This is a genomic window from Leptospira ainazelensis (assembly GCF_016918785.1).
GTDB lineage: Bacteria > Spirochaetota > Leptospiria > Leptospirales > Leptospiraceae > Leptospira > Leptospira ainazelensis.
Window position 1 is genome coordinate 98,463 of record NZ_JAFFPT010000004.1, and the last position, 13,416, is coordinate 111,878.

A 13,416-nucleotide genomic window follows, 5' to 3' on the forward strand; every position below is an offset into this window, starting at 1 on the left:
CTGCTAAATTAGCAGGCTTTTTTTGACACGAAATCCTTGTTTAGTATTTCGTTTTGGTAGAAGGCATCTTCACATTGAGGATTACATCTACCTTTGTGACATCGCCCTCTCTTACGTTGATCATCGAATTGTTAAGATTGAGATCTTCCGCAAAAGAAGCTTTGATTTCGTAATCTCCCGGTTTGAGATTTGTGAACCAAAAATTTCCTTCGTTGTCAGTATTCAATTTCTGAATCCCGGTAACGCTGGAAATCGTCGGCATAAAAATCGGCTGGTTGATCACAGGATTGTCCAAGGTCTTGTAAAAAACTTTTCCCTGAATCGCCCCAAAACCGCTCATAGAGGCATTGACCGCGAGTTCATTCTTCTTATTCGGAAGAACGGCAAAAGTTTCTTGGATCTCAGGATAATCGTCGGCCTTGATCGTAATCTTGTGAACTCCGGCAGGAACTTTGCTCAAAGAAATCGTATAAATATTTCCCGGAATCAATTGTCCTTGTCTCTTAACCGCTCCCCAGAATTTAGAAGGAGACGCTGAAACCGAAGATGTAAATTCCTGATCGTCGATAAAAACTTTTACGTTCCGATTGCCCTTTCTTTTCTTTTTAGCAAAGATCAAAACGTCCGGCGGAAGATCGGAAAGTCCGTATGCGCGATCCTGAATGATCGTTGTTTTTAAAACCAAATCCCCTCTTTCATTCGTAGGAACCACGGGAGGTTCTTCCGGAGTCACGACTGGTTGCACTGGATCGGGTTTCACCGGATCCGTATCCGGTTCTACGGATGGAGGCGGAGGTTTTGGAGGATCGATCGGTTTCGGAGGTTCCGGATTCTTCTTACCGGAAAGAAAAATCCCGGATGCGTTTCCGGAAATTTGCGGAACCTGTTCGTGCTGAAACTTCTTCGCCATCTGAACGGTTTCGTCTTTCGATTTGAAAAAAGCTTCTAAGGCTGTGACAACGTTGTCTTTGTTTAAGTCGGCGGTGCTCAGAGCTCTACCGAAGTTGTAAGTAAAAATTCCGTGATTGATACTTCCACCCACTTCGATCGCAGTCTGGTTATCGTCTGCCGAAGAGATGATCGTTTTATCTTGAAAGAAAAAGTCTTCGGAATCTTGTTTTACGGTCCCGTCGCTTCCATCGGGAATCGGAACGTCCGCAGAACCTCTGGTTGCTTTTCCTTTCTTAGCGATTCCTCCGGAAAAACAACAGTCGAAGATAAACACCGTTTTAGGGGATTTTACTTTTTCTAAGTATTTGTTTAACTCGTCGTCTTGGAGGTGCGGTCGATCGTAGCAGATGATCAAATTCCTCATTCCGTTTTTTGCCGATGCGTCTCTTTGAAACGCGCCATGACCGGAGAAATAAAGAAGAACAGTGTCTTCATCACCCGCTTTTTTTCCTAAGGCTTTGATCTCTTTTTCAATATTATCCTTTGTAACGTCTTTTCCTAGGATAATTTTTACTTCGTCGAAATTTCCGACTCTTCGTATTTCATCATTCAAATACTTTGCGTCCGCTTCGCAAAGATTGAGTTCCGGAATTCCTGCTTTATTACCGGTATAGTTCGAACCGAAAATGAGCCCGTATCTTTTTTGTGCAAATGCATCCGTTGCAAAAAATAAAATCAAACAGACGCTGATTGCCGATAGCTTGGATTTCAAACCTGGCCTCCTGGGATGATTGAGAATGGAATCAGGGTAACAAAAGAATTCCTTTTGTCATTATTTTTTTAAGGAAAGAATTCGTTCTAAAGAATTTAGGAAAGAATTTTCCGTATAAAAAAGAAGGCTAAATTCTTAGAAACCGGAAAAGAATTCTAAGATGTGAAGAATTTTCTGTCTGTTTCTATAAGAAAAAGAATACTTTTAGGAAAGCTTTTTTATCGCAGAAGGTAGCTTCTCGCTATCATCTTGAAAAGAGAACATATAGATCTGAAGTATCCAGAATTTACATGATTTCTCTATCAAAAAAAGGAAAGGGTTCTCCTTTCTAAAAAACCCTTTCCAAAAAATCAAATCGTGAATTTTAGAGTTCGTGTTTGTATCCAATACGATATTGGGTTCCACCTAAAACGATCGGATAGGACGGAGAGGGAGCAATGCTTGCCATACCACCTAAAGATTGCGTATGTCCCGATCCTAATTTTGCAGAATAAAGAGTTTCCGCTTCCATAAAAATGAAACCTTTATCCGTTACTCTGGTTTGAGCACCGACCAACCAGTTTGGGGCCAATCCCGAAACGCTGAATCTTACATCCTCCCATATTGCTGCTGGAGAGGTTCCATCGGAAACTAAATTCGTTATTGTTGGAGACGCGCCCAAAAGTACCAAACCATCGTGTAATGTTCCTGAATTATTAGAACCTGATAAACTCCATCCGCCTTTGAAGTAGTGAAAGCCTCCGCCGATATAAACGGATGTATCTTCCGAAACCGAAGCTTTGATTCCAAAGTTTACCGGGATCTGAACAGCATTGTAGTCCCAAACAATATCATAAAATTTGAATCCAAGAGCTTTCGCTTCGGTGTCCCCTCCCATCACCTTTCGAGTATAATTTGCTGCAACCCGAATGAATAAATTCTTCCCTAAATCGCGTTCATAACCCGCTGAAAAAACAAGACCGGACATCGCCCCATTTTGTTTTACGTTGATTAATCCTGCCGTCGTATTTTCCAAAGTTTGCAGACGATTTTCAGGGATCACCGCCCTTCGCGTCGCAACACCCGTTGTACCATCCGTTGCAGTTACGGGATAATAGTTCGCCGCTTCTAAACCGTCCTTCGTGATCGTTCCGCCCAACTGCCCTAAATCAAACTGCATCCCCAAACTTCCGAATGCATACGACTTCGCGCTTAAATTTTGAACGATTAGAATCATGCTGAGCATGATTCCTATTTTTGAAAAATGTCGAAACATTTCGATTCTCCTTAGCTAAATTCAACTTACTTTTTTACTTTCGAACGGAATAATAGGGTCCAGTAGAATCCAGAGTAATCATAACCTTACACGGCACACTCTCCCGATCGAATTCGAATCATATTTTATTATATTTATATGCGTACGCTAAGCATGGTATAATGTGAACGCATTAAATCTCACGTAAACCGGAAGGATTCATTCCAATGAAAAACGGGTTTTTATAGGATTATAAAATGACTAACGAAAGTCGAAGGCAGTGGAATCTTATTACCGAAAATGCAATCTAATAAACTTTTGTTCATCGGAAATTAGAACAGCTAAGACGTAACAGGAAATTTTAAGAAGAAAATTCGACAAAATGGAAGAAAAAGGATTCTCATTATTCATTCAAGATTTTTAGGGTTCCTTATTAATTTCCATTTCTATAATTAGTTCTTAAAAAAGAAAGGCCTTCCCGAAAAGGCCGATTTATTAAAGGAAAGCGATTTAGAGTTCGTGTTTGTATCCGACGCGATATTGAGTTCCACCTAACACAATCAGATAAGAAGGAGATGGGGCCAAAACTTACGATTCCTCCCGCGGATTGTGTATCCCGTTCCCAGTTTTTCAGAATAAAAAGTTTCCGCTTCCATAAAAACGATACCTTTATCAGTTATTCTCGTTTGAGCACTCCCAGCATCACCAATCCATCGTGTAGTGTTCCGGAATTGTTTGAACCTGATAAACGCCATCCACCTTTGAAGCAATGAAAACCGCCGCCGATATAAACGGATGTATCTTCCAAACCGAAGCTTTGATTCCAAAATTTATGGGGATCTGAACAGCATTGTAATCCCAAAAGATATCATAGAATCTGAATCCGAGAGCCTTCGCTTCCGTATCTCCACCCATTACTTTTCTCATATAGTTTGCAGCGATTCTTATAAAGAAATCTTTTCCAAGATCACACCCGTATCCGGCTGAAAACACAAGACCGGACATCGCTCCGTAGTGCTTTACATTGATCATCCCGGCCGTCGTATTTTTCAGAGTTTGAAGACGATTTTCTGGGATTACCACTCTTCGAGTCGCAACACCCGTTGTACCTCAGTCGCAGATACGGGATAATAATTCGTAGCGTCTAAACCGTCCTTTTCGATCGTTCCAGTTAACTGGCCCAAGTCAAACTGCATTCCAAAGCTACCAAAGGCGTATGACTTTGCACTTATGCTCTGTGTTAAGAAGATCGCAGTAAATACGATCCCGGTTTTTATAAAATTTTGAAACATTCAGATACTCCTACTCGATTGCTTTATCAAAAAAAATATTATACAGAATCCATTTTACTACGGATTTTGCTTATTAATTTAATAAGCGAAGTCAAACACGTTTTAAACAAATTAGTTTTCGGTGACGTTTTGTTAAGTTTTTACAATAAATTAAATAATCATTATATGCTAATAATCTAAAACAATTGTGATTTTAACTTTGCCTTAACTGAAAATATTTTCCATCTAACGACGAAACGAAGCCATAAACGCATAAATGATCTGTATTTTTTGAAGCTAAAAAGTCAGCGGATGATTCAAAAAGGATTCGAGTTCAGAGAGAATTCTAAGATTTATAAGAACTTACTTAGACCTGATCCGGGAAAGAAAAGAAATTCTGAATATCTATCTGATCGATCTTGTAGCCAGATTTGAAAGACAAGTCAGTTTGTTCCAGAGAATTCTGTCTTGATTCTTATAAAAATAAAAGACCCGGAAAGATTTCTCTTACCGGGTCTTTTGCGAAAACGTAAAAGGAGAAACGGTTACTTAGATAACCATTTCATCATACTTCTCAGTTTTTTACCGACCGATTCGATCGGATGAGCCGCATTTTTTTCTCTCATATTCTTAAAGTTTGGATAACCTGCTTTTGTTTCCGCCATCCAGTTGTTAGCAAATTTTGCGCCTTTGTCTTTTTGAATGTCGTTGAGAACTTCTTTCATTCTTTGTTTAACGCCGGCGTCGATTACACGCGGACCGCTTACATAGTCGCCGTATTCGGCAGTATCGGAGATGGAGAATCTCATTCTCGCAAGGCCGCCTTCGTAGATCAAATCGGTGATCAGTTTTACTTCGTGAAGACATTCAAAGTATGCGATCTCAGGATCGTAACCGGCCTCGGTTAAAGTTTCAAAACCCGCCATGATCAGGTTGGAAAGACCGCCGCAAAGAACTACTTGTTCTCCGAAAAGATCCGTTTCCGTTTCTTCACGGAAAGAAGTTTCCAAAATTCCCGCACGTCCTCCGCCGACTCCTGCAGCATGAGCGAGCGCTCTTTTTTTAGCTTCACCGGTGGAATCTTGATAAATTGCGATCAGACAAGGAACCCCGCCGCCTTCGGTGTAAACTCTTCTTACAAGATGACCCGGGCCTTTCGGAGCGACCATATAAACGTCAACGTCTTTTGGAGGTTGAATAAAATCGTAATGAATGTTAAACCCGTGAGAGAAAACAAGCGCATCGCCTTTTTTCAGATTCGGTTCGATATCTTTTTTGTAAAGATCCGCCTGAATCGTATCCGGCGCTAAAATTTGAATGATGTCTGCTTTTTCGGAAGCTTCTGCGACGCTATATACTTCGAAACCGGCGTTTTTCGCGTCTTGTACCGATTTGGATCCTTCTTTCAGACCGATGATAACTTTGAGTCCGGAATCCTTCATGTTTTGAGCCTGGGCGTGTCCCTGGCTTCCGTAGCCGATCACTGCAATGGTTTTACCTTTGAGTGAACTTAAATCACAATCGGCGTCGTAATAAATATTTGCCATTTTCCCTTTCCTCGAGTGTTCCTTTTTACTAAACATTTGAAAAAGGGTAGAATGACAACTGAAATAAAGAGACGTATTCTCTTCAAAAGAGAGAGTTTGTAAGAATCGAATTTCCTCTTTTAGAAAGATAAATTTCCTTCGGGAAACAAAATCAAAACGGAATGTACTCGCTTCCGATTTTACGGAAGAAAGCCGTTTTCACTTCAAAATCTCAAAATCGATTTTTTAAATTATGTATCATAAGAATTTAAGAATGTGCGGAGAAGAATTTCGCCGACCAGGATTGATTTCGTGAAAGCTAAAAATCAAAGACATTTAAGAAGAATTCACTCGTTTTCAAACAAAGGATTCTTCTTAAAATTTGAATCGACCGACTAAGGTCAAAGCGTTTCCGATTTAGCAAGTGTATCGGCTTGAACTTCGAGTTCTTTTACGATCTCGGAAAGATTCTCGCTCTTTTCCATCAAGGATTCCATCGAAGTTTGAAGCGAAGAAATCGCCTCCACAATTCCATGAAGTCCTAGTTTTTGTTCCGAAGAGGAAAGTTCGATTTCCGAAGATAAGGATCGAAGATGATCCAAGGTCGAGAAAAACTGGGAATTGATCCTTTTCTGCTCTTCGAACATTTTTGTAAACTCATCGAATCGAGCGAATAAATCCTGAAACAATGTGTCCTGTTCTTTGACGTGACCCGCGGTCGTTTCCGCCGATTTTTGACCGGTTACGACGTGGTTCGAGGAATCTTTAATAATCTTAGAAATCAAGTCAGCATTTCCGGCGCTGCTCTCGGCAAGTTTCGAAACCTCTTGCGCCACCACCGCAAAACCTTTTCCCGCCTCGCCCGCTCTTGCCGCTTCGATTGAAGCGTTGAGAGAAAGTAAATTGGTCCGATCCGCGACTTCGGACATGATCCGGTTCACTTCTCCCACGCTTCTAAAAGAATCTCCTAAGGAAGAAAGCGACTTGGAAAGTTCTTCCACAAATCCGGTCACCATCGAGCCGGACTTTCGAACCTTTTCCAAACTTTGATCCAAGGTCTGGTTGAATAAGGAAATTCTTTCTATGATTGATTTCAAATTAGAGCTGTGATCGATCAAGGTTTCAATATTGCTAAATTGATTTTTTACGTTATCCGCGGAACTCTCCGTTTGCGATTGGAATTCTTCCATCGTTGAACTGATCTCTTCAAAAGAAGAAGCGTGAGTGGAAACAAGAAGAGAAAAATCGGACATAAATTCTTTTAGATTTTTTGAGGAATCCTTGAGATACATCGCGGATTCTCTCATCTTATTGCTTCTTTCCGCGATCATTTTGTGAGATTCTTCCAGTTCCTTTTGTCTGTATTCGGAATTCTCTCTTAAACTCATAAAAAGTTTTACGAGGGTTCTTACGATCAAAGCGCAGGCCATGATAAAGAGAATTTTTGTTACCTGTTCCGAAACTGAAACATATCCCAAGGAATTTGCGAGTTTAGTATCTTCGGTCAGAATGAGTCCGTATCTTGTCGCCGTTGAAACGACAAATATATTGGAGAATACCGAAAGGCCGCCGATCAATAGAATAAAATTCGGTGCGAGAAGAAGACCGGATGAGATGATATAAAGATAACTGATCCCGTACAACACCGGACTTTTCACCATTCCGGAAGTGTATTCCGGAAGGTCCATCGCCGCCCCAACCATTACGAGAAACAAAACCGAGACGTCCGCAACTACGAAAACCTTACTCAAGGTATGGGATATACTTCCGGTTGTCCTAATTTTAATAAAACTGTATAGAAAGTAGAAAAGCATCGCCGTTGTTCCGACCAAATACAACGTATTCTGAACCGCATTGGTTCTCTTCCAACCAATCGCAATCGAGGAATAATAAAGTAAAATTAAACCAAGACGAATCCAATTGATATAAGCCGGACCGGAGGCAATGATTTCTTCGTCTGTTTTTCTTTTCGGTACTTGCTTCGAGGACATGTTACTAATGACGAGAATTTACTTTGAAAATCAATGGTTTTTCTAAAAACTGCTATTTATAATTTATAAACGACGAAGTTCAATATTCTTCGAATCGAGGGAATCGTATTTTAAACAATACTCACTTTGTATTCTTAACTTTGCTAATATTTCAATTTCTGCGATTAGTGAAAAGCGGTCGAACGTATTCTTATTCCTATTGCAGATAAGGAATCCAAAGAATGGAATCAAATTCTTCGGGAAAATTTTTTCTTGAATTCAGGTTAGATTTGGTCTTTTTTTTATAAATAAGAAGGTTTAAACATGTCTGAACACACAATTGGCTTATATTGGAAAAAGGGTCCGGAAGAATTCAAATATGATTCTTACGATCGAACTCACACCATTCAGTATGCGGGGGGACAAAAGTTAAACGGCTCTTCCACAACGGAAACCTTCGGAAAGTCGGAACACGCAAATCCGGAAGAGTTGCTGGCCTCCGCGGTTTGTAGTTGCCATTTTCTCACTTTTCTTGCTGTGGCCGCGAAAAGTCGCTATATCGTTTCCTCTTACGAAGATAAGGCGATCGCCATTCTTGAAAAAAACGCCGAGGGTAAGATGGTGGTCACAAAGATCGACCTCCACCCTAAGGTAACATTCGAAGGAGAGAAAATTCCGGATCAGGAAGTTTTAGCCGAACTTCATGAAAAAGCCCATAGGAATTGTTTTGTTTCCAATTCCGTAAAAAGCGAAGTAACAATCCATTCTTAACGGAGAGGAGTTTTTAAGTCTCGCTTTCCGCAAGGTTGTGCGAATACTTTCTCAAGATCTCTTGAATCTTCAATATAACCTCGTGATGCGGATCCACGGTCAAAGCGATGTCCACCATTTCCATGGCGCGTTTATAGTTTTTCAAAGCTATATAGATTTGGGCAAGGTTGACCAAATTTTTAATGTGGGTCGGTTCGCGAAGTTTGAGTCTTTCCCCGAAGTCCAACGCTTTTTGAAAACTTCCGGATTTCCGCGCGGCAGTGGAAGCAATATAGAGAATTTCTTTATCCACCGGTTTTAGATTCAGATAGTCTTCAGCGTAAAGCGCGGCGTTTCGATAGTCTTTCTTTTTGAGAAAAAGACTTACGAACAATTTTTTAACTTCGGGAATTTGATTGTTCAGAGTTTCCGCTTGTTCTAGAAAAGAAATCGCTTCTTCAATTTCCTTATTGCTTGCGCCTTCTTTTGCTTTTTTTAAGAGTTCGCGAATCTGCTCTTTCTCGTGAGCGAGCGCGATCTTGGACTCGCTCAGATTTTCTTTAAACGAAACTCGGACCAAAGAAAGGTCGTCGGTTAGAGCTCCGTGATTATGAATCCCTTCGTAGATTCCCTGCAATTCTCCGCGCGCTTCTTCTACTTTTCTTAAAAACTGTTTTTCATCGTCGTTGATGATTCTTCCGCCCTCGCGATCCATTCCGAGCAAGATATCGTCTCTTCCGTCGGAACCCGCGATGATAATATCTCCCGGCTCCATTTGGAATGTCTTGATAAATACGGTTCCTTCCATTCCGGTAGTTCCCAGTTTACGGAACATCAAATCGTCTTCGATAAAACTCGCGATTCCGTCCCTGTATAAAACGGTCCAAGGATGTTCGGCATTGATAAAGTACAAAAGACCGGCTTCGTCGTCTACAACGCCTAACACAAGTGAAACGAGCATGGAACCGTCGAAACTTTCAAATACTTTATGCAATTCCAAGAATGCGTTTTTCAACCAACGTTCCGGAGATTGTTCCTTCATCGTCGTAGCCATTCTTGTTCTTTCGATAATCGATTCGAAAACCGCTCCTAAAACCAACGCTCCACCGGCTCCTTGCATCGATTTTCCCATCGCGTCAGCGTTTAAAAACACGGTATAATAACGATCTTGCAGATCGATAAAATTGGAAATATTGATATCGCCTCCGATCTCGTCGTTAAATCTTCGGAAGGAGAATTTCTTTTTCTGTTCGATTAGAAAATCGACTTTGACGTTTTCCTGACGCGCCTTATTGGATCCGAGCGGCTTGATTAAAAGGGAGGTTAGGAAATAATCCCCGTCCTGTTGTTGTTTCAGTTCCTGTACTTCTTCCAAAGTCTGTTGGAGTTCTTTCGTACGCTCCTGCACTTTTTCTTCCAATTCTTCCGCATACTGTTGAAGACGTTTTCTTGCAGCCTGGATGGAACGCGCCATTCTATTAAACGAACGAGCTATAAATCCGATTTCGTCTTCGACTTTTACTTGAAGTCTATAATCTAAGTTTCCGGAATTGGCCTCCCTCAAACCGATCACAACTTCTTCCAGAGGATTGAGCAGAGCTCCTTGAAAGAAAAATCTGAATCCTAAAAGTACGAGTAAAATGATACAAATGGCTGAGATGTAAAGGATCTGCCCCGTCGGATGCAGATATTCTCTTAGAGACTCGTATCGAAAGCCTACGTCGTAAATTTTTCCGTTGGAAGGAGATACGTAAAAATATGCGATGTAATGTTTTGGAACCGGCCCGCCGAGTTCGTAAATTCTTTCTCCTTTATAAGTCCTTTCATCTTGTTTACGAACTTGAGTGAGAAGGTTATGAATCGTCTTTTCTCTTTTAACAGGATCGGTTAGGTTCTCAGCCAAAACGGTCTTTCTTAATTCCTTTAAAAAAGCGGAAATTCCGGGTTTATCGGATTGAAAGAGTTTTTCCAGCGCGACAGGATCGTTTTTTTCCTTTGGAGGTAAATGAAAATACTTGTTTCTAAGAACGACTAACTTCTTTTCCAAATTATCAAAGAAGAATTCAACGTCTTTTCCGGAATATTTAGCTTCTTTGGGAGAAGCGAAATATTCTCTGATGCCGGCTCGATACGCTTCGAAACCCGCAGGAGAATTTTTCAAAATCGATTCTACTCTTTCGCCGAAGTCCTTGTTCGGAAGTTCCGGAAGTTCGAACAAACTATGCGAAATTTTAAAAAATCTAAATTCCCTGAGGACCGTTTCATTGGGTTGCAGAGAACTGTGCGAAGCGTAAGGACGCGCTGAATCCGATTCAGGGTCGTATTCAAAAACGTATTCCGCGTCCCTCGATACGTCTAAACCCGAAACCGAAAGTCTAACTTCTTTTCTTTTAATCAGATCATAAGAATCTTCGTATTCATTGAAGATAAATAAACTTACGATCTGCAATACGAGAAAAAAAGTCGCGAGTGTGATTCCGGAAATCCTAGATAGAATCGAGGTTTTCTCGCTTGTATAATTGATATAACCTACAAGGATTACGAACAATCCGATGACGAGAGCTATATCCAAAACGGTCTGATACAATTCTCTTGAAACCGCTCCGTCCCGACTCATCGCGTTCAGGATTCCGGGAACAAGAGTAATCAGCGTTAAAGGAATCAATATGATCCCGGTGATAATTCTTTCTTTTCCTTTGAGTTTGAACATTCTCCATATTCCGATCCCCATAAAAATGACCGTATAAAGAATGACTATGACCGAATAGATTTTATAAAAGAGGTTGATCTGAAAATCCCAGTAATGACCTGAAAAATAAAAAACTCTTTTTGCGGTTAAGGACTCGTAAAAATACCAAGTGAAGATAACGATCACACCCGCGAGCGCACTGAAAAAAATCGGCCAAACTATTTTTTTCGAGACCGGTTCCGGATAGTGAAGAAAGAACATGATGAGAAAAAGAAATCCTAAAAACGGAGACGGAATGACGATCCATCTGTGAAAGACGGACCAAGGTCCGTAAAACGGAAATCCGACCATATAACCAAGGTGAAAGATCCCGAGGCTGAACAATCCGATACAGAGATAAATCGTGCCGGACGCTTTTTCCTGAATCGAAAAGAAAAAGAATACGGTAAACCCGATAAAAAGGACTCCGATTAACGAAGCCAAAGAGAAATAATTTAAATAGATAAGATCCATGGCAGGCACTCTAATAACTTCTTAAAATTTATATCGTCAAGCAAAAAGGAATTTCGACGACTCGTATCGCTTGTTATTATTTAGTTTGAAACAAGATTCGATTTCCGAAAAAAACAAAAGGGTTTCATAAAAATCGAATGTTGCCCGTCTTCCGGGGATTGCCGTAACCTAACCGTGATTGTTTGCTACTTAAAAACCACCAATGCAGACATATTTGACGTTAAGATATTCCTGAATCCCGTATTTAGATCCTTCCCTTCCGAATCCGGATTCTTTGATACCGCCAAAAGGGACTTGTTCCGTCGATATCAACCCCTCGTTGATTCCCAACATCCCCGCACTTATATTATCGGCAAGAAACCTCATTTTACGATAATCTTCCGTAAACGCATATGATGCTAAACCGGAAGGTGTAGAATTCGCAACTTCTATCGCTTCTTCCATAAAATCGAATCGATAAACGGGAGCGACGGGGCCGAAAACTTCCTCCTGCATCGAAAGGGAATTTTTCGGCGTCTCCGAAATTATAGTCGGAGAAAAAAATAATTTTCCCGATTCCAATCTTTTTCCGCCTAATTGGAGTTTGCCTCCTTTATTCAGAGCGTCCTGGACGTGACCTTCCACTTTCCGAACCGCAGCTTCGTTTATCAACGGACCTATGGTCGTATCGTTTTCCAAACCGTCGCCGATTTTCAATTTTAGCGCCGATTCCGAAAATAAACTTACAAAATCATTATAAATTCCTTTCTGAACTAAAAACCGATTCGCACAAACGCAGGTTTGTCCGGCGTTTCGAAATTTAGAAAGAATCGCGCCTTTGACCGCGGCTTCCAGATCGGCGTCGTCGAAAACCAAAAACGGCGCGTTTCCTCCGAGTTCGAGGGAAAGTTTCTTCAAGGTTTTCGAGCTTCTCTCCATAATCAACTTACCGACTCGAGTAGAACCTGTAAAACTGATCTTCCTTACTTCGGAGTGATCCATAAGAGTATTGGCGATTTCTTCCGGATATCCCGTTAGAACCTGAAAGACCCCTTCCGGAATTCCGGCCTCTTGCGCAAGAACGGCTAACGCTAACGCTGAGAATGGAGTGAGTTCGGAAGGTTTGCTGATAACGGTGCAACCGGCGGCTAACGCGGCTCCCGCTTTACGGGTGATCATGGAAGAAGGAAAATTCCAAGGAGTTAAAATTCCGCAAACTCCCACGGGTTGTTTGATCACTTCGATTTTAGTATCCTTTCTATGACTCGGGATGATATCTCCGTAAACTCTTTTACCTTCCTCCGCAAACCATTCCAAAAAAGAAGCCGCGTAATCGATTTCTCCTCTCGATTCGACCAGAGGTTTTCCTTGTTCTAAGGTCATAAGAATCGCGAGGTCCTCCCGATTCTTTTTCATCAGATCGGCCCAAGTTCGGATTAAATTCGAACGTTCTTTTGCGGTTCTTCTGGACCAGTCTTGAAAGGCGTCCAGAGAAGTTTGAATCGCCTCTAACGTTTCGCTTTTGCCTAAAGAAGGAACGTCGCCGAGAACTTCTAAAGTCGCCGGATTGACGACTTCGATTTTGAGATCGGAATTTCCTTTCTTCCAGGCGCCGCCCCAAAACGCTTCTTGTTTGAATAATTCCTTTCTTTGAAGAAGTTCTAAACTCAATGGAAAACCTCGTTCCCTTTTATGATTCCAAAAGAAAGAAAGGAAAGAAGAATCTCTTTCCTTACCCATTTTTATTCAATCGAATCCTAAGAGGAGTTCCGAATAAAATCCTTTTTGAAAAACAAATTCGAGTTTTAGAATTTCTTACAG

The 13,416-nt window shown here is 41.1% G+C and carries 8 protein-coding genes and 1 pseudogene; 1 reads left to right on the plus strand and 8 read right to left on the minus strand.

The features are described 5' to 3' along the window. Positions 1-40 precede the first annotated feature (40 nt). The 6 genes and pseudogenes from JWG44_RS00930 to JWG44_RS00950 all read right to left on the minus strand — a co-directional run bounded on the left by JWG44_RS00930 (position 41) and on the right by JWG44_RS00950 (position 7,685). Positions 41-1,663: a caspase family protein gene (locus JWG44_RS00930; protein WP_205273088.1), complete on the minus strand. Its 1,623-nt coding sequence runs from the start codon at positions 1,661-1,663 to the stop codon at positions 41-43. Between the two features lie 364 nt (positions 1,664-2,027). Beyond that, on the minus strand, positions 2,028-2,918 hold the full coding sequence (locus JWG44_RS00935; protein ID WP_205273089.1) for a porin OmpL1: 891 nt from the start codon (positions 2,916-2,918) through the stop codon (positions 2,028-2,030). Between the two features lie 681 nt (positions 2,919-3,599). Beyond that, positions 3,600-3,980 carry a porin OmpL1 gene (locus JWG44_RS22185; protein WP_232371413.1) on the minus strand — a complete coding sequence of 127 codons (381 nt, stop codon included), beginning with the start codon at positions 3,978-3,980 and terminating at the stop codon, positions 3,600-3,602. A 26-nt stretch (positions 3,981-4,006) separates the two neighbouring features. Then, positions 4,007-4,189 (minus strand): annotated as a pseudogene (locus tag JWG44_RS22190) (porin OmpL1); the annotation flags it as partial. Between the two features lie 524 nt (positions 4,190-4,713). Beyond that, positions 4,714-5,715, minus strand: coding sequence for a ketol-acid reductoisomerase (ilvC, locus tag JWG44_RS00945; protein ID WP_205273090.1), 1,002 nt, complete (start codon positions 5,713-5,715; stop codon positions 4,714-4,716). Positions 5,716-6,095: 380 nt separating this feature from the next. Further along, positions 6,096-7,685 (minus strand): methyl-accepting chemotaxis protein, encoded by a 1,590-nt coding sequence (locus JWG44_RS00950; protein WP_205273091.1) that lies wholly within the window; start codon positions 7,683-7,685, stop codon positions 6,096-6,098. 303 nt (positions 7,686-7,988) lie between these two features. Between JWG44_RS00950 and JWG44_RS00955 the strand changes: the two genes are divergently transcribed. Further along, complete coding sequence (locus JWG44_RS00955) at positions 7,989-8,435, plus strand: OsmC family protein (protein WP_205273092.1); 447 nt, start codon at positions 7,989-7,991, stop codon at positions 8,433-8,435. A 13-nt stretch (positions 8,436-8,448) separates the two neighbouring features. On the opposite strand, the gene JWG44_RS00960 is transcribed toward JWG44_RS00955, so the two are convergent. Both JWG44_RS00960 and JWG44_RS00965 read right to left on the minus strand, forming a co-directional pair. Beyond that, a complete protein-coding gene (locus tag JWG44_RS00960) occupies positions 8,449-11,616 on the minus strand; it encodes a SpoIIE family protein phosphatase (RefSeq protein WP_205273093.1) in 3,168 nt (1,055 codons plus the stop codon). A 189-nt stretch (positions 11,617-11,805) separates the two neighbouring features. Further along, on the minus strand, positions 11,806-13,266 hold the full coding sequence (locus JWG44_RS00965; protein ID WP_232371415.1) for an NAD-dependent succinate-semialdehyde dehydrogenase: 1,461 nt from the start codon (positions 13,264-13,266) through the stop codon (positions 11,806-11,808). Between the last annotated feature and the right edge of the window lie 150 nt (positions 13,267-13,416).